The organism is Bacillus daqingensis, assembly GCF_042654445.1.
Lineage (GTDB): Bacteria > Bacillota > Bacilli > Bacillales > Salisediminibacteriaceae > Alkalicoccus > Alkalicoccus luteus.
Genome location: NZ_JBHSGK010000011.1, coordinates 74,836 through 99,270, shown reverse-complemented (window position 1 = coordinate 99,270; position 24,435 = coordinate 74,836). Strand labels below are relative to the sequence as shown.

The 24,435-nt window shown below is 52.8% G+C and carries 18 protein-coding genes; 6 read left to right on the top strand and 12 right to left on the bottom strand.

What is annotated here, in order from left to right; genetic code table 11:
- Nucleotides 1-110 precede the first annotated feature (110 nt).
- A complete protein-coding gene (locus tag ACFO4L_RS10095) occupies nucleotides 111-587 on the bottom strand; it encodes an MgtC/SapB family protein (RefSeq protein ID WP_377909550.1) in 477 nt (158 codons plus the stop codon).
- Between the two features lie 119 nt (nucleotides 588-706).
- Between ACFO4L_RS10095 and ACFO4L_RS10090 the strand changes: the two genes are divergently transcribed.
- From ACFO4L_RS10090 to ACFO4L_RS10080, 3 genes are all read left to right on the top strand, one after another.
- Nucleotides 707-1,039 carry a metal-sulfur cluster assembly factor gene (locus ACFO4L_RS10090; RefSeq protein WP_377909549.1) on the top strand — a complete coding sequence of 111 codons (333 nt, stop codon included), beginning with the start codon at nucleotides 707-709 and terminating at the stop codon, nucleotides 1,037-1,039.
- A gap of 104 nt (nucleotides 1,040-1,143) precedes the next feature.
- Complete coding sequence (locus ACFO4L_RS10085) at nucleotides 1,144-1,554, top strand: potassium channel family protein (RefSeq protein ID WP_377909548.1); 411 nt, start codon at nucleotides 1,144-1,146, stop codon at nucleotides 1,552-1,554.
- A 13-nt stretch (nucleotides 1,555-1,567) separates the two neighbouring features.
- The gene (locus ACFO4L_RS10080) at nucleotides 1,568-2,239 is read left to right on the top strand and encodes a YqjF family protein (protein WP_377909547.1); all 672 of its coding nucleotides are present in this window, start codon (nucleotides 1,568-1,570) and stop codon (nucleotides 2,237-2,239) included.
- Here the strand turns inward: ACFO4L_RS10080 and ACFO4L_RS10075 are convergent.
- Entirely contained in the window at nucleotides 2,236-3,699 is a 1,464-nt protein-coding gene (locus ACFO4L_RS10075) for a cryptochrome/photolyase family protein (RefSeq protein ID WP_377909546.1), read from the bottom strand. The two genes, ACFO4L_RS10080 and ACFO4L_RS10075, sit on opposite strands and share 4 nt — an antisense overlap.
- A gap of 119 nt (nucleotides 3,700-3,818) precedes the next feature.
- Here ACFO4L_RS10075 and ACFO4L_RS10070 point away from each other — a divergent pair, with 119 nt between their 5' ends.
- A complete protein-coding gene (locus ACFO4L_RS10070) occupies nucleotides 3,819-4,616 on the top strand; it encodes a carbon-nitrogen family hydrolase (protein ID WP_377909545.1) in 798 nt (265 codons plus the stop codon).
- Between the two features lie 87 nt (nucleotides 4,617-4,703).
- On the opposite strand, the gene ACFO4L_RS10065 is transcribed toward ACFO4L_RS10070, so the two are convergent.
- Nucleotides 4,704-5,441, bottom strand: a complete 738-nt coding sequence (locus ACFO4L_RS10065; RefSeq protein WP_377909544.1) for a sulfite exporter TauE/SafE family protein — start codon at nucleotides 5,439-5,441, stop codon at nucleotides 4,704-4,706.
- Between the two features lie 52 nt (nucleotides 5,442-5,493).
- Here ACFO4L_RS10065 and ACFO4L_RS10060 point away from each other — a divergent pair, with 52 nt between their 5' ends.
- Nucleotides 5,494-6,429 carry an AEC family transporter gene (locus tag ACFO4L_RS10060; RefSeq protein WP_377909543.1) on the top strand — a complete coding sequence of 312 codons (936 nt, stop codon included), beginning with the start codon at nucleotides 5,494-5,496 and terminating at the stop codon, nucleotides 6,427-6,429.
- On the opposite strand, the gene ACFO4L_RS10055 is transcribed toward ACFO4L_RS10060, so the two are convergent.
- The 9 genes from ACFO4L_RS10055 to putP all read right to left on the bottom strand — a co-directional run bounded on the left by ACFO4L_RS10055 (nucleotide 6,410) and on the right by putP (nucleotide 22,751).
- The gene (locus ACFO4L_RS10055) at nucleotides 6,410-7,606 is read right to left on the bottom strand and encodes a DUF418 domain-containing protein (RefSeq protein ID WP_377909542.1); all 1,197 of its coding nucleotides are present in this window, start codon (nucleotides 7,604-7,606) and stop codon (nucleotides 6,410-6,412) included. The genes ACFO4L_RS10060 and ACFO4L_RS10055 overlap by 20 nt on opposite strands.
- 213 nt (nucleotides 7,607-7,819) lie before the next feature.
- Nucleotides 7,820-11,488, bottom strand: coding sequence for a chitobiase/beta-hexosaminidase C-terminal domain-containing protein (locus ACFO4L_RS10050; RefSeq protein WP_377909541.1), 3,669 nt, complete (start codon nucleotides 11,486-11,488; stop codon nucleotides 7,820-7,822).
- A gap of 400 nt (nucleotides 11,489-11,888) precedes the next feature.
- A complete protein-coding gene (locus tag ACFO4L_RS10045) occupies nucleotides 11,889-12,830 on the bottom strand; it encodes a 5-oxoprolinase subunit C family protein (protein ID WP_377909540.1) in 942 nt (313 codons plus the stop codon).
- Nucleotides 12,827-13,588 (bottom strand): LamB/YcsF family protein, encoded by a 762-nt coding sequence (locus ACFO4L_RS10040; protein WP_377909539.1) that lies wholly within the window; start codon nucleotides 13,586-13,588, stop codon nucleotides 12,827-12,829. Before ACFO4L_RS10040 ends, ACFO4L_RS10045 begins: the two co-directional genes overlap by 4 nt.
- Complete coding sequence (pxpB, locus tag ACFO4L_RS10035) at nucleotides 13,585-14,301, bottom strand: 5-oxoprolinase subunit PxpB (protein WP_377909538.1); 717 nt, start codon at nucleotides 14,299-14,301, stop codon at nucleotides 13,585-13,587. The genes ACFO4L_RS10040 and pxpB overlap by 4 nt, the downstream gene beginning before the upstream one ends.
- Nucleotides 14,273-16,111, bottom strand: a complete 1,839-nt coding sequence (locus ACFO4L_RS10030) for a sensor histidine kinase (RefSeq protein ID WP_377909537.1) — start codon at nucleotides 16,109-16,111, stop codon at nucleotides 14,273-14,275. The genes pxpB and ACFO4L_RS10030 overlap by 29 nt, the downstream gene beginning before the upstream one ends.
- Nucleotides 16,112-16,127: 16 nt before the next feature.
- A complete protein-coding gene (locus ACFO4L_RS10025) occupies nucleotides 16,128-17,129 on the bottom strand; it encodes a BMP family ABC transporter substrate-binding protein (protein WP_377909536.1) in 1,002 nt (333 codons plus the stop codon).
- Between the two features lie 1,015 nt (nucleotides 17,130-18,144).
- A complete protein-coding gene (gene ppc, locus ACFO4L_RS10020; RefSeq protein ID WP_377909535.1) occupies nucleotides 18,145-20,907 on the bottom strand; it encodes a phosphoenolpyruvate carboxylase in 2,763 nt (920 codons plus the stop codon).
- 368 nt (nucleotides 20,908-21,275) lie between these two features.
- The gene (gene putP / locus ACFO4L_RS10015; RefSeq protein WP_377909534.1) at nucleotides 21,276-22,751 is read right to left on the bottom strand and encodes a sodium/proline symporter PutP; all 1,476 of its coding nucleotides are present in this window, start codon (nucleotides 22,749-22,751) and stop codon (nucleotides 21,276-21,278) included.
- Nucleotides 22,752-22,968: 217 nt separating this feature from the next.
- Here putP and ACFO4L_RS10010 point away from each other — a divergent pair, with 217 nt between their 5' ends.
- Nucleotides 22,969-24,417: an aldehyde dehydrogenase family protein gene (locus tag ACFO4L_RS10010; RefSeq protein ID WP_377909533.1), complete on the top strand. Its 1,449-nt coding sequence runs from the start codon at nucleotides 22,969-22,971 to the stop codon at nucleotides 24,415-24,417.
- Nucleotides 24,418-24,435 lie beyond the last annotated feature (18 nt).

Here is a 24,435-nt window from a genome sequence, read left to right as displayed (position 1 = left end):
CCTCCGGAAAGCGAGGGTCCGCAGATATAGGCAGATGCAATCTTATTCACCTAACATGACTTTATCAACACACAGCTTCGCAGGCGAAGCTGTGTTTTTTCTACAAACGTTCAGCTAACCTTTCCGTCCAATTTTTCCTCAATCAAATTACCGACGCGCGCCAGCAATATCGTTACGATGACTGCCGTAACAGCCAGTCCGTAAAACCCGGCTGCGATGCTGATACCGACTCCGCCGACGAAAAAAATCATCGCAGCTGACGTCAGTCCGGTCACGTTGAACCCATCCTTTAAAATGACGCCGGCTCCCAGAAATCCAAGCCCGGAAACGATTTGAGCGGCGAGACGCATCGGATCCATCATAATATTGTCGGACATTTCCGAAAAATGCACGACGCTGTGAATTGAAATCAGCGTAATGAGACAGCAGGAGGCGCAGACGTACATATATGTTTTGATGCCGGCTGGTTTGCTTTTGGAATAGCGGTCCCACCCGATCAGAAAGCCAATGACGGCACTGCCGATTATTTGCAGCAGCATCACCGCATACGGAGTAACGTAGCTGCCGATTGACGTGATATCCATCATAACCAGCCACCCCCTTCCATGTGTTACTGTAAGTATACCGGAAACTGTCATTTCTTAAACAGACGATTTTCATTTTACCCGGTTATTTAGTATCATAGACAGTACAGGAGGTGGCGCGGATGAGCGAAGAAAAAGAAGAACTGAAAGAAAGAGTCATGGCCGAGCTGGAAAACGTGGTGGACCCGGAGCTAGGCATTGATATTGTCAACCTCGGGCTCATTTATGAAATTCAGCTCGATGACAACGATAACGTCACGGTTCTGATGACCCTGACTTCCATGGGCTGCCCGCTTGCCGGCACGATCGTAAGCGATATAAAAACAGCGCTGCAGGAGCTTCAGGAAATTCAGGAAATCGGAGAGGTCGATGTGCAGATCACGTTCAATCCTCCGTGGGATAAAAAAATGATGTCCCGCTACGCAAAGCTTGCCCTTGGTGTAGCCGACAACTAAACAGGAAAACAGAACTCCGCGGGGCGCCGCGGAGTTTTTTCGTGTGGGCTGTGATAATGAAGGCCGTGCAGGGTATAGAGTCCGTGGAAAGGAGAGGTTTTTACATGGTTACGATGATACTCGTCGGCCTGACGCTGCTTTTATTAGGGGCTACGCTCGTCAGCTACCTCCGTCATAAACGGTTTCAGGAGAGCCGCGTCCATATGGGGCTGCTTATTCATATGTTTTTCGTGTTAACTGCAATCACCATCGGGTTTACGTTCATTTACTACATCCTGCATCTGCAAGGTCCGATTTTACGCGTGAACGATCCAACCGATGATTACTGGGATCCATCCTTTATGGATCTGCTGTACTTCAGCGGTGTCACGATTCTTTCTGTCGGTTACGGTGATTTCGTGCCGATCGGCGCCGCACGCTTTTTTGCCCTGCTGCAGGCAACGCTCGGACTGCTCGTGCCGTCTGCGTTTTTCATGACGATGCTCGGGGAAAAGATACAGGAAAAGCATAAGTAAAGGAGCAAACGCCGTGAAACCCTTATTGACGATGCAGTGGGAGCACGTATTGTTTTTACACTGGGAAGCTGATCCAGAAGCCGTGCAGGCGCAGCTGCCGGAGGGAATGGAGCTTGATACATTCAACGGCCGGGCCGTGCTTGGCATCATCCCGTTCTGGATGACGGGCATTTCCCTCACCCGTCTCCCCGCGCTGTCCCGCCTTTCGTTTCCGGAACTAAACTTACGAACCTACGTCCGCGTTAACGGACGTCCCGGCATTTATTTTTTCTTTTTAGATGCCAGTCATCCGCTTGCAAACCGGATCGCCAATACCTTTTTTCTGCTGCCTTACCGACCGGCAAGCTTTCACGTGAGCGACCGGGATGCTGTATCGTTTCAGCACCGGCAGAAAAAGGGGGAGGCCTTTCATGTGCAGTATCGCCCGGACAGTCCGGTTTTTGAAGCGAAGCCCGGCAGCTTTGCCTGGTGGGCAACGGAGCGCTATCACTTTTTTACGAAAAAGGGAAAGTCTTTTTGGCAGGGCGACATTCAGCACCGTCCGTGGCCGCTTCAACGTGCGCGAGCCGCGATCCTGGAAAATACGATCTCATCCCGGCATATGCAGCCGGGACCTATGCTTGAACCGTTTTATAGCCGCAAGCTTGCGGTAACAGCGGCAGGAATAAAGCGGGTGCAGCTTTAACGGCTGACCCGCTCTTTTTGTTTACTTCTCGCTCCATGAAACGCCTGCTTCCGCTGCTCAAGCGACGCATGCAAGTCAACGATTGGAAACGGATACGTCTGCCCAAGCTCCACTGCCGCTTCCTTAAGCCCGCGTTCATCGAGCTTAAACGGTTCATAAATGAATTTATTCGGGACATAATTCAGCTCTGGCAGAAAAAAGCGGACGAAGTCCCCCTTCGGATCGTAGCGTTTCCCTTGGTTTACGACGTGAAACGCACGAAATTCCTTCGCATCGGAGCCGACGCCGGCGATATACTGCCAGTTGCCGTAGTTGCTCGCTGCATCGTGATCGAGAAGGTGCGCTTCAAACCACGCAGCGCCCCAGCGCCAGTCGATGCCGAGGTTTTTCGTCAGAAAGCTCGCCGTATTTTGACGGGCCCGGTTGGACATAAAACCGCACTCTTTCAGCTGACGCATTGCTGCATCGACAAGCGGATAGCCCGTCATGCCGTCGCACCAAGCCTGAAACAGTTCTTTATCCTGCTTCCATTCAATCGGCAGCTGCTGCAGTCCTTCACCGAGAAACATATGCCTGCCCTTTTTCCGCATGAGCAGATGGAAAAAGTCCCGCCAGAGCAGTTCGAAAAAGAGCCAGTAAGTCGAGTCGTTGGCGCGCACTTCTTCCTCAAACCGCTTCAACTCCCAATAGACCCTTCGCGGAGAAAGGGAGCCGGAAGCGAGCCATGCAGAAAGCTTCGAGCTGTCGTTAAACACGAGCATGCCGTTACGCCGCTCTTTGTAGTCGAGAATATCGCGCGACTCGAATAAGTATGCCTGCAGCCGGCGCAGCCCTTCCTGTTCCCCGCCGTTTATGAGCGTTCGGACATCAAGGCTGCGGAATTCCTCCATCAGCTTTTCGCCGGATCCTGCGTGTTCCTCTAAATACAGCGGCTGCTGCTCTTTTGGTGCCGGCACCTCTTCCCGCGGAAGAATATCCTGCTTTTCGACCTTCTTTCGAAAGCCGGAAAACCCTTTAGGGAGGTCTTTAACCGCAAACGGCAGGTCCTCACTGTGAAGCAGCGTATCTCCTTCATACCAGACAATCGGAATGCCTGCTTTTTCAGCGGCTTCTGCCACCGCCCGTTCATCCTCTTCCTCCTCCGTGCCCGGATACGTATAGGCATGAATCCGGGTCACATGGAACCGGTCAATCCAATCCGCAGCCTCCTGCCCGGCTTCTCCTTCCGCAAGCATAAGCGGAACACCAAGTTGAGACAGCTGCTGGTGCATTTCCAGCAGGCATTCGATCAGAAATTTGTGACGTTTTGTATCCTCACGTGCAAAACCGGCTTCGGTCAGCTCCTGGCGCCGCCGATTGAACAAATATCCCGCCATTACCGGCGTATCCGTATCCATCGCCGCTGACAGCGGAGCGTGATCATGTACGCGCAAATCGCTGCGCAGCCATACCAGTTCCATGTCTCTTCACCTCGTCTCTGTTACGTGCTCTATTCCCCGCTGTGCCGGGAAAGAAACAAGCGGCTGGATTATGTATAATGAAACCAGGGAAAACGAAATAGGACAGAGGAGGATGAGACATGAAACTTAAAACAGCACTCGTACAAATGGATGTCGTATTTGGCGATCCCGAGGCGAACCGCCAAAAAGTAAAGCAGGCTGTAGAGGAAGCCGTCGCCGAAAAAGCCGATGTGATCGTCCTTCCAGAAATGTGGACGACCGGCTACGACTTCGATTTTATTAAAGAAAAGCTGGAAAACGAGGCGTCGGATACGATCCTGTTTTTACAGGAACTTGCAAGGAATCACCGCGTTAACCTGATCGCCGGCTCCGTTGCGAAAAAAACGGAGGAAGGAACGTTTAATACGCTGCTCGTGTTTAACCGTCACGGCGGTCTCCGCAAAGAATACAGCAAAGCGCACCTGTTCCGTCTTATGAATGAAGAGAAGCACCTGACGCAAGGAGACGAGGGCGGCATGTTTAAGCTGGAGCACGGCTATGCGGCCGGGTTTATCTGCTATGACATCCGCTTTCCGGAGTGGATGCGCACGCACATGCTGCACCCGAAGTTTACACCGGACGTGTTTTACGTCGTCGCCGAATGGCCGAAAGCGCGCATCGAGCAGTGGCGCGCACTGCTGATTGCCCGTGCGATTGAAAACCAGGTTTTCGTCGTTGCCTGCAATCGGACGGGTGCAGATCCGAATAATGCATTTGGCGGTCATTCCCTTGTGATCAGTCCACTCGGCGAAGTGCTCGCAGAAACCGGTGAAGAGGAGACGATCCTCTACGCCGAATTTGATACCGAGGACGTGCACGAGATTCGCGAAAACATACCGGTGTTTCAGGACAGACGAACCGACTTGTACCGTCAATAATTGAAAAAAGCGCCCTGCATTCTGCAGCAGAGAGGCGCTGATAAAAACACCACCGGGCGGCAGTCGTCCGGTGGTGCCATTTGTGCATTATTGGAAAAAAATTAAGTTGATCGCAGCGAGCGCTACTGTAATACCGGCAATGCGCCGCATGTTGTGCTGCGAGAGCTTTTTAAAGCAGAGCACGCCAAGCCTTGTGCCGATAAGGACCGTCAGCAGGCCGGCCAGGAAGTAGAACGGAAACTCGGCAGAAAAATCGCCGTTAAACGCATGCAGCAGCACCGTCGTCAGGTTCGTTACGAAAAAGGTGACCTGCAGGTTGGCGCTGTACCGGTATTTGCTGTCGGCAAACAGCAGCATCATCACGACGACAAAAAACGGACCGCCTACCGCATAAATCCCGCCGACGAACCCTCCTAGAAAGCCGAATACAAGCGGGATCCACATCGTGTCACGCGGAAGCATCTGCGCGTATTTGCTGCCGAAAAATAAATAAGCCGTCACAAGCAGCAGAAACAGCCCGAGAATATCACGCATGATATCCAGCTCACCATATGCAGATAATACGAGAAAGCCGCCAAACCGGCCGACAAAGGCCGCTGACAAAATGACGAGCAGCGAGCGCCAGACGATATGTCTGCGCAGCTGCCAGGCAATACTCATACATACGACGAGTGCGAGGGAAACCACGAGCAGCGTGCTGTCCTTGACCGTGAAAATAAGCGGCATAAAGCTCATCGCAATCAAGCCAAAGCCGAAGCCGCTTACCCCCTGGACAAAGCTTCCTGCCAGTAGAATAATGGTAATCAGTAACAGTTCGATCCACATACATAAAACCTTGCTTTCTATTGATCATTTTTCAGCCGCTTAGGAGGACTTTATGGACGTCATTACCGTCGCGACTGCCATCTCTGTAATGGGAATTATTATCGGAATCGGCGTGCTGCTCTCCTCAAAAATAGAGGTCGGTTCGCAGGCGAAGCAGGTTCTCGTCATCACCGTGCTGAACGTCGCCGTTCCGTCTGTTATTTTAAATGGCGTCTTTAACACCGATGTATCCGATGACCTGCTCCGGCAGGTCGGCATCATTTTCGGCCTTTCGGTCGGCCTGCACCTGGCCGCGGTCGTGCTTGCTCTCGGCATGACCAGGCTGCTTGGTTTTACGAGCACGAAAGCGCGGCAGCTGACCGTACTGGCTGCGCTCGGCAATACCGGATTTATCGGCATCCCGCTATGTGCCACCATCTTCGGCCCGGTAGGCGGACTGCTTGCCGCTGTCGTGGACGCAGGTCTGGACTTTGTCGTCTTTACGGTCGCAATCTACCTGCTGCAGGCCGGAAGCAGCTTTCGGCTGCGCCAGCTGAAGTCGCTGGTTAACCTGCCGTTGGCGGCGGTCATCGTTGGGATCAGCTCCGCGTTTATCGGCTTTGAACCGCCTGCTGTCGTCCGCCAGCTCGTTGAACTGCTTTCCGGGCTTGCGGCCCCGCTGGCGATGCTCTACATCGGTATTTTGCTGCAGCAGCTGCTCTCCCGAACCGGCTTCCGGATCGAAGCGGCCGTCTTCTTTCCGCTCGTCTTCCGGCTCCTGCTTTTTCCGGGACTCATGCTGGTGCTGCTTGCGGCGCTTCCGCTGGCAGAGCTTACGCGCAACGTGCTGATTATTTCGTTAAGCATGCCGACGTTTATGCTCGCGGCGATTCTGTTCTCCCGCTATACGGACCAAGAGGATACAGCGGTGATGACGATCTCGTTTTCTACGATTCTGTCGCTGGCAACGATTCCGCTCATCACCTATATCAGTCTTTTTCTTTTTTGATGCTGCCCGCATACGTCAGCTTGCGCCACAGAGCCTCCATCGGCCCGTACTGCCAGCGGTTCAAAATAAGCGGGCTCCACCAGAGCTGCAGCGCGATCACCACTAGCACAACGATAACATTGCCTGTCACAGTGAGCGTATCAAACAAACCGCTTATGTGAATGAAAAGCACGATCAGCACCGTGTGGCTTAAATAGTTCGTAAGCGCCATTCGCCCCATTGCGCCAAATCGCTTTAACAGCGGGCCGGCACCGCGCGAGGTGACGTACAGCGTAATCGCACTGATATAGACGAGTGCGAGCGGCAGAGAGCCGATCCGCAGCAGCAGGTCGTATTGATAGATCACGCCCGGATCGGTGAAAAACGTCTCCGACATGCGCATCGGAATCAGCAGCGCGAGAAACGGCACCGCTGCAATCAGACCGCCGATGAGCATCCGCTTAAAGACCAGCTTCTTTTCAGCCGCGCGCTGAAACCATTCCTTTTTCGCCGCGTAAAATCCGAATAAAAATAAGCCTAGTACATACGGAATCAAGAGCGGAATCTGGCCGAGGACGAGAAGCACTTCCTCCTGAAAGCGGAACTGCCACCACGCTCCGCTGAAAAACGGCAGCTGATATGCTGCTTTCGCTTCCTCGAGCACATTGTAGCCGGTCGCCTGCATTCCTTTCATAAACGATTCCGGAATCAGCAGCTGCGTTGAGTAAAACAGAAAAAACAGGCCGAGAAGCAAAACACTCCAAACGAGCAGAAACTTCTCTTTTACCTTATAGAACAATAGCAGGAAAAAACCGCCGACTGCGTAGTAAAGTAAAATATCGCCGACCCAGAAAACGATCAGATGAAGCAGACCGAACATCCCGAGTGCAAGCAGACGCTTGACGAACAAACGCCGTTCCGGCCACCCCTTTGCCTCAGCCCGCGTCATAAATAAGTAAAATCCGATTCCAAATAAAATCGAGAACGTCGAAATGAACGATCCTTCCACGAAAAATTCAATCAGCGCAGCGAGTATGTTATCAAACGCCGTTTCCGGCTGTGCCTGGATGCCGTAGGCCTCCTTGAAAAAATCGAGAGAGGTCATTATATGTACATTAATTAAAAGAATTCCCATCAACGCGATCCCGCGGATGATATCGAGCGTCTCTACACGCTCATGCTGTTCCACTCCACGCATGACGTTTCCACCCCTTTCCTGTCCACATCTACTATACTACGTTTTCACCTCCGTTGGAAAATAACGCATGGAAGAACGAGGGCATCTGCTTTCGGCGTTCAGCTCGAAAGCACCCACAGCGTCTGGAAGGAAAAGCCAGGCGCCCTTTTTCCAGTTTTGCTGTTTCCTCATAGAAAACCACGCTGCGGGTCGGCTCCGCAGCGTGGTATCAGCTTACTGTTTTTCGATTTGGACGTCGTCAATGACGAGGTGCTCGTCATCGGTGCTGCGTACGGAGAAGATCAGCTCGGCTTCTGCATCGCCGGGTGCCGTATACTCCCACGTGACCTCTTGCCAGTCGCTGCCGTTTAAAGCAGTGTAGGAAGAATAGTTGCTGTAGTTGTTTCCGTGCAGTCCTTCAGCGAACATCGCGTTGCGGATGTCACCGGTTCCTTTTACCTGGAAGGTAACCGTGTACGTGGCACCTTCTTCAATGACGTAGCGCTCGGATGTGAAGCGGTTATGCGTCGTGCTTGTGTTGATGAGCTGTGCCGCTTTATCACCAGAGAAAGCATCATCAGACTCGTTCACCCGCGACTGAGCGATGTTGCTCGCTCCGCCGAACCAGGCAACGGGCAGACCGCCTTCCCACTGTTCAAAGCCTGCGTTCTCCAATGTTTCCAGTGCTGCAGCATTGGATAGCACGCGCACGTTCAGCGTAAGCAGACCGCGGTTTCCAGAGCTGTCCACTGCTTCATAGCGGACCGTGTAGCTGCCGGCGCGGTCAGCATCGACGTTGTTCGTTACCTCTACCTGATCGGTGATGTCGCCGTCCACATTGTCGACAGCTGTCACTTCCGGCACGTCAAAAGAGTCGCCGGCATTGATTTCCACATACGGGTTCTCGTTCAGCGCCTCATCCACGAAGCGGATTTCCGGCGGCGTCACGTCACCCATGTCATAGTCCGGGTCGATGTCCGGAATCGTCAGCTGCACCATGATCGGATCATGGTCGCTTGCACGGCCGTGCACTTCCATGAACTCGGAGTTAATCGCCATCGCATCAACGTCCATCCCGTCCTGCAGGTGGTCGGATACGAGAATCGAATCCAGTGACTGGGAGCTTCCGTTGTAGTTATACGTATACTGCTCGCTTCGCGGCAGCTCGTAAATCGCGTTGTACAATCCGCCCTGATCAACGAGTGCCTCAACCGGCGGGGACCATGGGAAGTCGTTAAAGTCTCCTAGCACAACGACGTTCGGTTCTTCCGCTTTTTCGTTGAGCTCAGCGACAAAGTCCCCGATGACGTTCGCAATTTCCAGGCGCTGCTCACGGCTCCCCTGTACCGGCGGCTGGATCATGCCGAATGGGGCAAGGTCGCCCCGCTTCGAGTTCCAGTGGTTGCCGATCACGTATACGGGCTCTCCTTTAAAGATAAACTCTGAAATGACCGGCTTGCGGGAGCTGCGGAATGCATCGTTATCCGGATCAATAAAGCCGGTTCCGTGGCTCAAGCTGCCGTCTTCGGCAATTTGCACCGCTTCCTCCGGATCGGCGACGCTGTCATCTGCCAGCTGGACACGGTCGGTGCGGTAAATGTGACCGACGCGGATGTTGCCGCCCGGAATACCGCCGTCCATGCCGTCAACCGGCGCGACGTCCGTCCACGCATACTGCGGTCCGCCCTGATTGCGGATTTCATCAATCAGTCTCTGGTAGCTTTCACTCGCATCTGTATTGCCGCTGTCTGTCGCGCCATCATTATCCATCACTTCGACGAGCGTGATAATATCCGGTGCGTTCAGCTCGTTCGCCATGGAGTTGGCAAGACGCTCTGTTTTTTCACGCGGAACGCCGGGGTAATAGTTTTCCACGTTGTACGTTGCAACAGTCAGTTGATCGTCGTCAAATGCGATCGTTGTTTCATCACGGCGCTCGTTCCCACCGTCCATCAGCTCCGGCAGACCATTTACTGGCTCCAGCTTAAAGTTGCCGAAGTTGTAGCCGATAACGCCGGTGATGCTTTCCTCAAAGTAGTCACCTGTTTTCGCGACCGTGCCGCGCGGTGCGTTGACAAACATAATTTCCGTGTTCAGCTCTGCGTCAAACGCTGTTTCTTCGATGTAGACGCCGCCGGAATCCGTGCGGTTTTCAATGCCCCACTCTTCGGAAATAACCGTCAGCTCATCGTATTTCTGCGGACCGGTAACCGTGACCTGTCCAGGAATTTCGACGAGCATGCCTTCAAGGCTTTCATAAAAATCGAGGGCATTCGCTTCTGCATCAAAAGTAGCTGGATCGTAAATGTCATAGCTTTCCGGATCCGCTGTAAGCACATCCGGAATCTCGCGGTCGACGCCGATCACGATCGGATCGGGCACGTCGTTACCGCTTGAAATTACGTTGATTGCGGACCCTGTAATCTGTGTCGTCGTTAAGTCATCATTGCCGTCAAAGCCGTTTTCTTCCCATTCTACAACGGTTCCGTCAACGGCGACGAGATCGCCGACAGCAGTACCGTGATTGGAACGGAAAACAAATACGCCTTCCGATGTGTTTACGTCGCCATCAGACTCCGCGCTCTGGAAGTAAAAACCGTTGTTTTGCGTATGCGTAACAATCCCTTCTACACCACGCACAGACTGATCCACATACGGTGAAATGTGAGACGCTCCCTGAATATCGTAGATTTCCACCTCGCCAGCTTCTGCACGAAGCGTGTACGTAAAGCTCTGCACCGCGCTCGGTTCCAGGTCTTCACGGAATGCCGCAGCGCGGATCTCCATATCCTCTTCTACAACAATCGGCCCTTCATAAAGCATGCTGTCTGTCGTTGGATCTGTTCCATCCAACGTATAATAAATAGCTGCGCCGTTTGTCGCCGTGCGGAGCGTTACTTCCGTGCCGGAAGCAACTTCCCCGGAATCTGGAGAAGCAGTTACCGCCTGTACCATTCCGGCATCTTCTACAATATCCGCATTATCACGCGGCATCAGCTTATCTTCAAAGAAATGGTAATTAACGACGCCAGTGATCAGATCATAATCCGTCTGTTCCAGCAGATCACCCCACGCCCCGAGCAGGCGGAAGGCGTTTCCGTCGCTGTCAAGCGCGTCAAAATCGTTAAAACCGGTATTATCAAGTACGGATACATCCTCGATTTGAATCAGCTTTGCCTGCACATCGTCGGCATCCTGTTCAAAAAAGGAAGCATCTACCAGCACAGGTTCAACGGCATTCACATCTGCTTCAACCAGCTCGGAGTCTGTCACAAGCAGCTGCTTCATGTCGCGGAACTCGTCCAGTGTACCTGTAAACGAAACGAGGTCGCCGCGGTCATAGCGGCTGCCGAGTTCAGAGCCGCGAACGAGAATGGCTGCTGTTTCGTCTTCGATGTACATGTTGGTCTGCCCGCCTTCTTCAAAAGCGGCAGTGACCTCACCAGAAACGGTCCAGACGTCTTCTCCGCCCACTTCCTGGCTGCGCACCTCTGCAATGGACATGCCTTCGTCTTCATCATCGTCCTCCGGCGCGTAGGTAAACGGAGCCGTTACACCGTTTACGACGAGCTCGCCAGCAAGACCTTCCAGGCTGTCATTTTCATGAAACACGGTCAGCTCAGAGCGGTTTTGGTGCGTGACTTCCTGGTCCGTCACTTCCGGCTCCAGGATTTCTCCGCTGTCAAGCTCAACCGTGATGTCGAGCATCCTTTCTGCAGGGATGCCTGCTGGATAGGTTTTGTCAAACTGAACAGAAAAGCTTGTTTCATTCAGGACTTCAACGGATTGAACGTTCCGATCCGGGCCCTGTGCTGACGCGGCCGGAAGGTAGCCGGAAATCATCAGCGCTGCTGCCAGTACGATGACGAGCAGTTTTTTCGCTGTGTGCTGCATGGTATGCATATGTATGTCCTCCTTCTAAGGTATGAGTTGAGCGTAGCACGGCGACCTGATAACCGCCATGCAGGACTTCAGATGACAGACCTATTTGACGGTGCCTAATGTCCCTTGCATCTATTGCGAACGTGCTTTCGCACATCGTTGTCCTGCTTCGATTTGAATCGTTTCTGCGTAACACCGGCTTTTTTGAATCCGCTTACATCTGTAACAATATTCATTTCCGCTTCACATTTAACCAACATAAGCCTGTTTTTCAGGATAAATATGGATGAATTCACCCTTCTCTATTCCCTCTATGTCGGCCGATCTTGACGAAACGGGGGATTCATAAAAATACCCTTCCTGCGTCTTTTGACTCAGAAAGGGTTGTTTACATGGGATTACACGAAACTTTATAGGAAAGTCACATAGCATGAAGCCGGTGCATCAGCCGCCAGACGGACTCTCGCTTTTTGTACAGGGCATGAGCCTCCTCGAGGGACACCGCCTGAAAGCGAATCTCATCATCCGGAATCAGCTGTGCCGCAGTAGACAAATCCTCCTGGATGACGGCGCCGATACGCGGATAGCCTCCGGACGTCTGCCTGTCAGCAAGCAGCAGAACCGGACTTCCCCCTGATGGAAGCTGAATCATACCCGGCACCGTCGCATCAGATACGCCGGTGTTCCCTCCTGCTATTGGCAGAGAGGGGCCGGTCAGTCTGATTCCCATCCGGTCAAGCTCGCTGCTGACGTGAAAGGACGTATCGTAAAACGTATGCAGGGCGGCTTCTCCGATCAGCTGCTGATCGGGTCCTTCAATGATGCGCAGTTCCCGCCTGCTGTAATCCGGCTGCAGCTCGACAGGCAGCCTTCTCCGCCCGGGTCTTCGAGATTCTGCACCGATGTGAAGGACATCTCCAGCCCGCAGCTCACGGCCGTCCAACCCGCCGAGACCGGCACGCACAAACGTAGAGCGGCTGCCAGACTCGAGCGGAACAGAAATACCGCCGTGAAAGGCGACGTACGCTCTTGCTCCCTGTTTTGGCTGCCGAAACGCAAGCCGCGATCCTTTTTTCATCTGGACGGAGGTCCACATTGGCAGAGCGCTCCCATCCAGCTCCGGTGACAGATCAGCTCCGGTAACCGCGATGACAATGTCATCATTTGCAGTGAGCCCCGGTCCCATCATCGTGACTTCCAGCCCTGCTGCCCCTGCATCGTTTGCTACCAGCAGGTTGGCCCAGCGGAGAGCCCAGCGGTCGACCGCCCCGCCGGTTGGAATACCGTGCCGAAGCTGCCCGAAGCGGCCTTCATCCTGGATCGTTGTTAACAGCCCCTGTTTCGTGATCGTGATCGTTTTCATAAAACAGCCTCCGGTGCAGCGACGATAACGCCTGCTTTCTCAAGCCGTTGTCTGATAGCAGCGGCGCTCTCAACGGCATGCCTGCTGTCTCCGTGCACGCAGATCGTACCTGCCTCCAGACGAATGATGCTGCCGTCTGAAGCCGTCACCTCTCCGTTTAACGCGATGCTGACTGCCTGAGCTGCCGCTTCTTCTGCGCTTTCCAATACTGCTCCCTGCTTCGTTCTCGGCATGAGCGTGCCATCCGGTTCGTAGCGGCGATCTGCAAATGCTTCGCGAACAACCGTTAGTCCGTATGCATCCGCAGCCTGTTCCAGTTGACTTTCGGGAGGTGCAAACATCGTCTGGATGGACATGGCGTTCGCTGCACGTGCAACTGCCTCTGCCGCTGCTTCGTCTGCGGCTGCGTGATGGTACAAGGCACCGTGCGGCTTTAAGTGGCTGATCGCGGTTCCGTTGGCGCGGCAGAACGCCTGCAGAGCTCCCGTTTGATACAGGATGTATGCATAAATGTCTTCGGGGCTCACCGCCATCATTCTCCGTCCAAATCCAGCGAGATCCTGAAACCCCGGATGTGCGCCAATCGCTGTCTGGGAAGCGATCGCTTGCTCAACAGTCCGTTTCATGACGTTGGGATCCCCGGCATGAAAGCCGCAGGCTATATTAATCGATGTAATCGAGTCCATCAGCTCCTGATCGTTTCCCAGCTCATAGGCGCCGAAGCTTTCTCCTCCGTCGCCGTTCATATCGATATTCACGGACGCCGCGCCCCTTTCCTGTAGTTGTAGGTCCCTGCCTCAATCTCTTCCTTAATCGTTGAAAACTCCGCTTCACTTACCGGCTTAAACGTCACCATGTCCCCTGCTTCCAGCAGCACGGACGGCTCCCGCAGCTTATCATACAGCCTGACCGGCGTTCGCCCGATCAGCTGCCAGCCTCCAGGTGACGCAAGCGGATAAATACCGGTTTGGCTGCCTGCAATCCCAACCGACCCGGCCGGCACGCTTCGTCTCGGCTCTGCGTGCCGCGGCAGAGCGATCGTTGCATCCATCCCCTCCAGATAAGGAAATCCGGGCAAGAAGCCGAGCATACGCACGGCATAGACCGGCTTTATATGTTTGTGAATCAGCTCTTCTTCTGTTATCCCGAGCCTTGCCGCTGCACCGGTTAAGTCAGGTCCACACGCCCCTCCGTAACAGACAGGAAGCTCCCAGCAAACCGGATCCTGCTCCAGCGTCTCCGACTGCCGGTGCAACAGCTGCTCCACGTCCGCTGTCAGTTCCTTCAGGCTGCACGTCAGCGGATCATAAAATATTGTTACCGCATGAAACGCGGGCACCCACTCTCGTACCCCTTGCGGCCAGTGCTGATGCAGCAGCAGCGTCAGCTTGCGGACGTCTTCTGCCGCCGTATCCGGATGAAACGAAACGCGTAAAGCTGTGTCACCGTAAGCGTGAATCGTCGGCTTCATAAGGTCCCTCCTCCAGCGGAAATTCCAGACAAAACAACGTTTTTCCCGGTTTGGATTCCATCAGATAAATCGATCCCTGATGATTGTCCATCATCCGTTCTGCGATTGGCAGTCCAAGACCTGTCCCGTTTTTCTTCGTCGTCGTAAACGGGGAGAACAGCTGCACCTGGGTCTTATCGGGAATCCCCGGTCCATCGTCCACAAATTCAATGCAGTACAGGTTTTTCCGGCGCTGCCCGAAAATCGATATTTTCCCTTGTCCTTCCATCGCCTCTGCACTGTTGCGGATCAGGTTATGGAAAATCTGCTTGATTTGATCGGGATCAGCCTGAACCGGCACACGCTCCATATCGAGCGTAAACTCAATGTCTTTCGTTCCACCCGTTTTCTCAACGAGCGGCATAATTTCTTCGACTACATCCTCAAGAATTAAATTCTCATACGACGGATCGCGCGGCTTCGCCAACAGCAGCATATCTTCAATAATGCCATTGATTCGAGTAATTTCCTTCAGCAGCAGCTCCAGGCGGAAACGCTCCCGCTCTTCTTCCGGGAGCGACTGCTGCATCAGCTTCAAGAAGCCGTCAATCACCGCAAGCGGATTGCGGATCTCATGGGCCGCTCCAGCTGCGAGCGATCCGACAAGCGCAAGCTTTTCAGTGTGCTGAACCTGCTGCTCGAGCGCTTCTGTATCGGTGATGTCGATAAAATAAAACAATTTCCCGATCGTCACCTGGTGTTCGTTAACGAGCTCCGCCTGCGAGCAAAGGAAAATCTGTTCTTCTTCCTCTTTATAAACAGACACTTTTTCATTTTGAAAAATTCCTTTTGCTGAAAGCAGCTTCCAAAAGCTCTGCATCCCGCTGCGTTCTGCTGCGAGCTGCGGCAGCTCCTCTTTATTAAACCCTGCACCTAAAACATCGCGGGCTGCTTTATTCAGACGAATTTCGCCACGCTTTTCGTCAGACGTCACGACCCCGACCGGCAGGGAGTCCAGTATTTGCTCGCGGTACATTTTATCGAGAATGAGCAAGTCAAATGAGCGCTTCAGCTGCTCGGAAAGTTTATTGACCGAGTTCGCAAGCGGAATCAACTCCGGCTGGTTGACGCCGCCAATCTGCTCTCCGTAGTTTCCTTCAGCAATGTAGTGCAACTCGCGCTGGAGCCGGTTGACCGGTCTCGTCAGGCCGGAACTGATGCGGTACGCCGCCACCAGAGCCAGGACAAACACAGCGGCTGCTGTGAGGACGAGCAGGTCGAGCGATTCTTCAATGATCGACGTAAACCGGCCCTGCTGTGTTGCCAGGTCATCGGTTACCTGTGTCCGTTCTTCAGCGAGCCTGACGCGGAATGCTTCCAGCTGGTCCATATAGGTCGTTTCCATAAAAAGAGCCGCCTCTTCTTCGTTGCCGATATCGAGCAGGCCGCTTACCTGATTCTGCACGAGAAAATCAAGCCGCTGCAGCTGTACGTTTGCCGGCTCCAGCTGGGCCGGCGGAGGGCCGTATGCCTCACGCATCGAGGCCTCTCCCTCATCCCGAAACGACTCATACCCTTCGACAAAGCCGCAGCAGAAATCTGTCTGAATGCCCATCTGTATGTATTGTTCCTTCATCAGTATCTGCGACTCCCAGTGGGACAGCCACACGAGCTCGGGCACCTGCTCTTCCGTAATCGATTCGCTCACGTCCTGAATTTCCCCGAGCGACTGGATAAAGAAAAAAGAAAGGCTGACCAACAGGCCGGTCAGCAAAAGCAGCACGGCCATAATCTTGGCGCGCAGGCTCCACGTTCGCTTCTTTCCGTCCATGCAGGTCCTCCTTTCTTCAGCGGGTTCCGTTGTACAGATGACGGAGTACGCGTGTATCATGTTTTTTCAGTTCAGCCATGTCTTCCTCTGTAAACATCGGCCCAAACGGCGCCAGATAAAAGACGTGATCCTCTGCTGATAATTCGACAATTCCACCCGGCAGTCCTGCTTCAGAGAGGTAATCGGTCATGATTTTTTCATAGACGAGCGGGACATTGTTCACGATGCTCGTCAAAACGTGCTCGCGGCCGAGATAGCTCTGATCATCAATAAATCCGATCACATAAAAGTCGTCTTCAGCTGCCTGCTGAATCACGTATCGATTAAACGTATTGCCGCGGCTGTAAATGACGTCGGCTCCAGCTTCGCGAAGCCGCTCCAGTGCTTCCAGCGCCTGTTCCGTATTATTTCGGTCCTGCACTACCTCATAATGAAGCTCCGTTCCAAGCTCCTCAAGCCGTTCCTCTACCTGCTTCCGGCTGCGCCAGTCACCGGATTTGCTGAGCACGCCGACGCTGCCGCTTTCTGATTTTAAGGCTGCCGCCGTCATGGCGAGCACCTCAGTCGGGGCCACATCAAACGTATAAACGGTATGATTGTCGTGCTTCGATTCTCCGTGCAGCGACACAAATTCGACGTCCGGGTACTGTTCGGCATACGTCTGAAAGGTCGAGGCGAATTCGCGGCCGTGCCCGATAATCAGGTCAGCCCCATCCTCTGCTTCCTTTGCCGTCCGGTACTCACGCAGTGTTTCCGTCGTCAGATCCGGATAGAGCTCCGCACGGATGCCAAACTCATCGCGTATCAGCACCTGGCTCGTAAAGGCAAAGCTTCCCCAGCTTTGGTCCCGTACAGCGTCTGACGCTAATATTGATACGGTTGGACCGGAGGCCTCGCTTTGGTTCGACTCTTCTGTCATGACCCTGCTCGACAGCACCTGCATCGAGAGCACAATGATGATCGCTGCCGCCGCTCCTGCTGCCAGTACGATCATGCTTTGACGAAAAATAGAACGCACACGAAAACCCCCTTCTTAAATCGACATCATTCGAGTTATTTCTTATTAGTTTACAGCAACAAAAAGCGGAACGTCCAGATAATCTCACAAATTCCCGCTTAACCGACCGCTTTTCTTGCATACCCTCCCTAGTTACGCCCTAATCAGGAAAAAGTTCCCGAACGCAGCAACATTGTTTTAAGAAAGCAGCATCCAATCTCTGCGAAAAAACCGCCTCCTGTCGGAGACGGTTTCCAGGCTGTTGATAAAGTTAACTTGCTTATATGTTTATTCATTTGGTTGCATTTCCCCTCTGCTTACTTAGCCTGCCGTTGACTTTCCTTCAGCTTTTTCTTAGGAGATCCCTTTCTGCAGGAAGTATGACGCGGGAGGATGGCGCGGCTACACTCGGACTCAGGCTTCTCACAAGAAGCCTTCAAGAGCCAGTCCGGATCCGCTCGCGCTTTTCATGGCGTTCAAGTTCGAACGGCAATGAGGCTTCACTCAGACACAAGCTTCTTACAAGAAGCCTTCAAGACCTAATCCAGCTTTGCTCGTGCGTTGGTGCCGTTCGCAGAGCTGACAGGCACGGCATCTTCAGGCTGCTTGTTGCGCCCATGCTGGACACGTCACGGAACCGGATGTGCTTCTTGGAGCACAACGTCACGAGAGGCAGAAGCGACTGCTTTTTTTGCTTTTCTGGTGAATTCCATGACGTAATGGGCTCCCTATTCAATATTGAAACGTCACGTAACGATACGTTCCATCTGCATCTTAAAAGCTCGTGTCAACCATAGCCACGGAGTTAAACCGTATTTCCAGCTGCCGACATCGGAGGGCCTCGACTCCGGAAGGATCAGAACGAGGCGAAGATCCAGCGCTTCCGACAGCAGGAGGAAGCGCTTAGCTGAGCCCGTTCCCTCCGGAAAGCGAGTGTCCGCAAATACAGGCAGATGCAACGTTATTCACCTAATACGACTTTATCGACACTCTGAAAACCGCCTCCTGTCGGAGACGGTTTCGAACTTGACTTGTATCAGCCTGTATTCAGAAGCCCTGCAGCCACACCACTGATGGTAAGCAGCACTTCTGTCAAAATCTCTTCGGTATGCTCTTCTTCGTCGGTTGCACGAAGCTTTTGAATCAGATCAACTTGCAGGAAGTTCATCGGATCGACATACGGATTTCTCAGATGGACGGACCCTTGAATATTCGGCGAGAAGTCGAGCAGTTCTTCCGACTTGGAGATGCGGAGCAGCACATCCTTCGTCCGGTTGTACTCATCGGAAATATCTCCGAAAATCCGCTGACCGATGTCCTTATCTTCCACGAGGTCAACGTATTCTTTCGCTGTCATCAGGTCGGCTTTCATCAGCGCCATCTGCAGGTTGTTGACCGTGGAACGGAAGAACGGCCAGTTTTCGTACATTTCCTGCAGCAGCTCCAGGTTTTCACTGCTTGCATCAGCAAAGCCAGCGAGACCGGTGCCGGAGGCGTACCATGCCGGAATCATCTGACGGCACTGCGTCCATGCAAATACCCATGGAATCGCACGCAGGTCTTCAAACCGTTCGCTGTTTTTACGGCTCATTGGACGTGAACCGATGTTCAGCTCACGGAGCTCGTTCAGCGGTGTCGTCTGCTTAAAGTACGTCAGGAAGTCCGGGTCGCCGAATACGAGCGACTGGTATTTTTTCAAGGAGGCGTCCGAAATTTCTTCTATCGCCTGTTCATATTCCGGCTTAAGTCCGGTTACCTTTTCCTTCGAATGATGCACCTTCGACGTAGACTGAATCAGCGCAGAAGCAGCCTGCTCGAGGTTACGGAACGCAATATCACCGAGCATATAGCGGGATGACAGCACCTCGCCCTGCTCTGTGATTTTGACCCCGTCTCCGAGCGTTTCAGCAGGCTGGGAAATAATACTGCGGTTCAGCGGTCCGCCGCCACGGCCGAGAGAGCCCCCGCGGCCGTGGAAAAACTTCAGGCCGATGCTGTAATCGCGGGCCATGTTATGAATTTCCTGCTGAGCTTTATACAGCTTCCAGTTGGCAGTAAGCGTTCCGCCATCCTTGCTTCCGTCGGAATAGCCGAGCATGATTTCCTGATGATCTCCGCGCTGTTGAATGTGGCTTCGATACAGATCCATATCAAACAGGCGCTGCATGATTTTTGGACCGGCGATCAAATCATCGACTGTTTCGAGAAGCGGTGCGACGTTAATGTTGCTTTCAACTGTACCATCTACGTGTACGCGGTAAATACCGGCCTCTTTTGCAAGAACGAGTACTTCCAGCAGATCGCTGGACGACTGCGTCATGCTGATGAGGTACACTTCGATGGAGCGGCGTCCAAATTCTTCATGGGCACGCTGAATCATTTTGAATACTTCAAAAATGTTCTGCGTTTCTTCTGAATAGTCCTCATTTAAGAGCATAAGCGGACGTGGATCCTTCAGGACATTTTCAAGCAGCTCCAGCTTGTCGTCCTCTTCCATCGAAGCATAGTCGTCTGCAAGACCGACAACCCGCAGCATTTCCGATACAGCTGTCTCATGCTCGCCGCTATGGTTCCGCACGTCCAGCGTTGCCAGATGGAAGCCGAACAGCTCAACCTGGCGAATCAGCTTGCGCAGCTTTTTCAGCTTCACGTTCTCCAGCTGATGCGTGCGAGCATTTTCTTCAATCAGCATGAGGTCGCGCAGCAGTTCCTCAGCATGATCGTATGCATACTTAGACTTCGTGCCGACCTGACGAAGACGCTTCAGCATGACCGCAAACATGCGGCGGTATACTTCGCCTTCGATCTGCCATTTATCTTTTGTCGTCAAATACTTCTTTTCCTGGTCGGTCACGTGCTTAATGAATTCTTCCGGAATCGACACACGCGATGTCGACTGACTGAACCGCTTCATGAGCTCGGTCAGCCCTTCGTCATATTTTCTAACGGCCAGATCACGCTGCAGCTTCAGCGTTTCCCACGTCACTTCGGGTGTGACGAACGGGTTCCCGTCGCGGTCGCCGCCGATCCATGAACCGAAGTTGAGGAAGTTTGGCACTTTCCACGACTTGCCCGGGAAGTAATCGCTCAGCTGATCCTCCAGCTCCTGGTGAACGGCAGGCAGCACGTCGAACAGCGTCTGATCAAAATAGTAAAGGCCGTTTTTCACTTCATCCAGGACAGTCGGCTTGCGGTGACGCAGCTCATCTGTCTGCCAAAGAACCGTCACTTCATTGATCAGGCTTTCTTCCAGGTTGCGGCGCTTTTTATACGGAAGCGCCGGGTGATCAAGCTTCTGCAGAATTGTAGAGATCCGCTTTTGGATCTCCAGCACGGTCCGTTTCGTTGCTTCTGTTGGATGTGCCGTCATGATCAGCTCAATGGAGAGATCATCGATAATTTTTTGAATCGTTTCGTCTGCGTGTTCATCGTTTTTCAGGGCCAGAATCGCTTCCTGAATAGAATGCTTTTGCACATCGCTGTCACGCTCCAGCCGGTAAAACTGCGACCGGCGGATCCGGTGGTTCTGCTCGGCAATGTTGACGAGGTGGAAATAAATCGAAAAGGCGCGGATCACCTGCTGGCGCATAGGCGATTCCAGCTCAGAAATTTCTTTTTTCAGAAGTTCGTATTTATCCGGATCATAGTTTTCACGGAGACCCTTTGTTAATTCACGGATGTCCTCAACCTTCTGAAACAGCTCCTCCCCGCCGTGCTTTTTCAGCACGTCACCAAGAATACTTCCCAGCTTTTTCACGTCATTGCGAAGCTGCAGGTTCTGATCTTGTGTTTCCGACATAGATGATTCCCTCCTAATACAGCATCATCGAGTGTCCGATGACAGTACCGCCAGCATGCGGCAGTCGGAATGGGACAGTTTGTGTCCTAGGTGACGCAAACTGTCCCACCCAGGCCATAGGACACTCGTTAGATTTTATAGTAACAGAAACCATAAAAAATAATCAATTTTTTCTCACTATTTTATGCAAGGCATACATATAGGTAGAAATCCGGCGTCACAGCTAGTTCATCCTCCTTTGTATCTGCTTGCAGCGCTAAATCCCGTCAGAAGCATGTCATGGCAGGTTGAAGATTCAATGCCGTTCGATGTTGAACAGCATAAACAGTAAAGAACCGGCCGCAGCCGGTTCTTCATATTGCCTTCTATTAAGCTCCTTTATCCATGGAACGCGCACGCTCGAATTCGTCGTGCATTTCCTTGGTCGGCTTTGCACCAACCTTACTGAAGATAATGATGAAGATCGACGAAATGACAAACCCGGATACGAGCTCATACAAGTCGAAGATTCCGCCTTCAAGCAGTGCCCAGACGATCACGGTAACCCCGCCGGAAATCATACCGGCAAGCGCCCCGTTCCGCGTCATATCCTTCCAGAAGAGACTGAACAGAACGAGCGGTCCAAACGCAGCACCGAGTCCGGCCCAGGCGTAGCTTACAAGCTCGAGTACTGTCGCGTCCGGATTCTGTGCAAGAATCAAGGCAACGACCGCTACAGCAAGTACCCCGATTCGCCCAACGGTGACAAGCTCCTTCTGAGAAGCGTTTGGACGAATAAAGCCTTTGTAAAAGTCCTCTGTCAGCGCAGAAGAGGAAACGAGCAGCTGGGAATCGATCGTGCTCATGATTGCAGCGAGAACAGCTGCAAGCAGTACCCCTGCCACAACCGGATGGAACAGAACCTGCGTGAACTCCAGGAAGACCGTCTCCGGATTATCAAGCGGCGCATCGGCAAAGTACGCAATCCCGACCAGACCAGTGAACACAGCACCTGTCATGGAGAGAATGACCCATGTGATCCCGATTCCCTGTGCCTTCGGAAGCTCCTTCATGGAACGAATCGCCATAAAACGGACGATAATATGCGGCTGGCCGAAATAACCGAGGCCCCAGCCAAGCAGGGAAATGATCCCGATAATGCCGACACCGCCAAAGAGACTCAGGTTATTTGGATCAATCGAACGAATCTGATCAAACGTTGGACCGATCCCGCCAAAGTCCATGATGGCGACAATTGGAATCACAATCAGGGCGAGGAACATTAAGATCCCCTGCACAAAGTCTGTCCAGCTGACGGCAAGAAACCCGCCAAGGAATGTATAGGCGATGATAATGATCGCACCGACCCATAGCGCCGTCGTCTGATCGAGACCAAACGTGCTTTCAAACAGAACAGCACCGCCGACGAGGCCGGACGATGTATAAAACGTAAAGAAAATCAAAATCAACAGCGCGGAAACAATTCGCAGGGAACGGGAATTATCCTTAAACCGGTTTTCAAAAAAGTCCGGCAGCGTAATTGAATCGTTTGCAATTTCCGTGTATGCCCGCAGCCTGCCCGCTACCAGCATCCAGTTCACAACTGCCCCGATCGCAAGACCAATGGCAATCCATGCTTCCACCAGGCCGGCCGCATAAAGCGCACCAGGCAGCCCGAGCAGAAGCCAGCTGCTCATATCAGACGCACCAGCAGAGAGTGCCGCTACACCGGCGCCGAGACGACGGCCGCCAAGTACATAGTCAGATAGGTTATCCGTCATTTTGTAAGCAATGAGTCCTAATGCAATCATACCGACGAGATAAACAACAAACGTAATAATAATTGGTAATGAACCTTCTACCATGTTACATACCCCCTTTTAAGATGGTGTTCCTGCAGAAACGCCCTCCTTTTTTAATTGTCTGACATTTTGTCTCTATGCTCCTATTATAAGCCGGAACACGTCAAAAGACTAGGGACGATTTCCTTCTTTCGTAGCACATGCGTTCAATTAGTTTCACCCGTAAAGAAAGCGGGAAAGTCTTTATCTGTGACTTACTTTTAGAAAGGAGCTTTCGCTCATGCAAAAATATGCCAAGCAGTTTATTAACGGAGAATGGGTAGACGGTACCAGCGATAAATCGTTGGAAAACGTCAATCCGTTCAATCAGGAAACGTTGTTTACGATGAAGTCCTCCTCTGAAGAAGACCTCGACCGCGCATACCGCGCAGCAGAACAAGCGTTTCCCTCCTGGAGAGACACACTTCCGTCTGAGAAGCAGCAGCTGCTCCATCGCGTAGCAGAGGTGATGCAGGAACGAAAAGATGAGATTGTCGGACTATTAATTAAGGAAGCGGGCAGCTCCGGCGTTAAAGCCCAAATTGAATTTGGCGCAGCACTTCGCATCGTGCAGGAATCTGCGTCGTTTCCATACAGAATGAAAGGTCAGATCATGTCGTCGGACTTCCCTGGCAAAGAAAACCGCGTCTACAAGTCTCCGAAAGGCGTCATCGGGGTCATCGGACCTTGGAACTTCCCGTTCCACCTGTCGATGCGCTCGGTAGCGCCTGCCATTGCAGCCGGCAATACGGTTGTATTAAAGCCTGCAACAGACACGATCGTCACGGCAGGCAGCCTCATTGCCGACATTTTTCACGAAGCAGGAGCTCCGGCTGGCGTGCTGAACGTCACAGCTGGCAGAGGCTCTGAAATCGGCGATGCATTCGTCGAGCATCCGGTCCCGAAAGTCATCTCCTTTACCGGGTCGACAGAAGTCGGATCCCACATTGCTTCCTTAGCTGGAAAGCATATCAAAGAGACAGCGCTCGAGCTCGGCGGAAATAACGCCTTTATCGTGCTGGAGGATGCCGATATCGACCGTGCCGTGGAAGCGGCCGTATTCGGTAAGTTTCTGCACCAGGGTCAAATATGTATGAGCGTCAACCGCTTCCTGATTCACGATTCGATTTACGATACGTTCGCTGAAGCCTTTAAAAAGAGGACGGCCGACCTTCAAGCAGGCGACCCGGCTGACCGCGACACAATCGTCGGTCCTCTGATTAAAGAAGACCAGGTTGAACGCATTATGAAGGACGTCCAGGAATCGATCGATCAGGGCGCGACGCAGATTCTCGGCGGTGATGCCAAGGGAACACTGCTGCACCCGATTATCCTAACAGATGTGACAGAAGACATGCCAATCGCAAAAAACGAGATATTTGGTCCCGTAGCGCCGTTAATCCGCTTCAGCACTGAAGAAGAGGCCGTCAAGCTCGCAAATAGTACGCCTTATGGCCTGAGCGGCGCAGTTCATTCGACCGACATTCACCGGGCGACTGAATTTGCCAAGCAGATCGAAACCGGTATGATCCACGTGAATGATCAGACGGTTAACGACGAAGCGCACGCTTCCTTCGGCGGGGAAAAAGCTTCCGGGATCGGTCGCTTCGGCGGAGAATGGGCCCTTGATAAATTCACGACAGAAAAATGGCTTTCGATTCAAGACGGAAAACGGGAATACCCCTTTTAACGCTGACTGAAAAAAGAC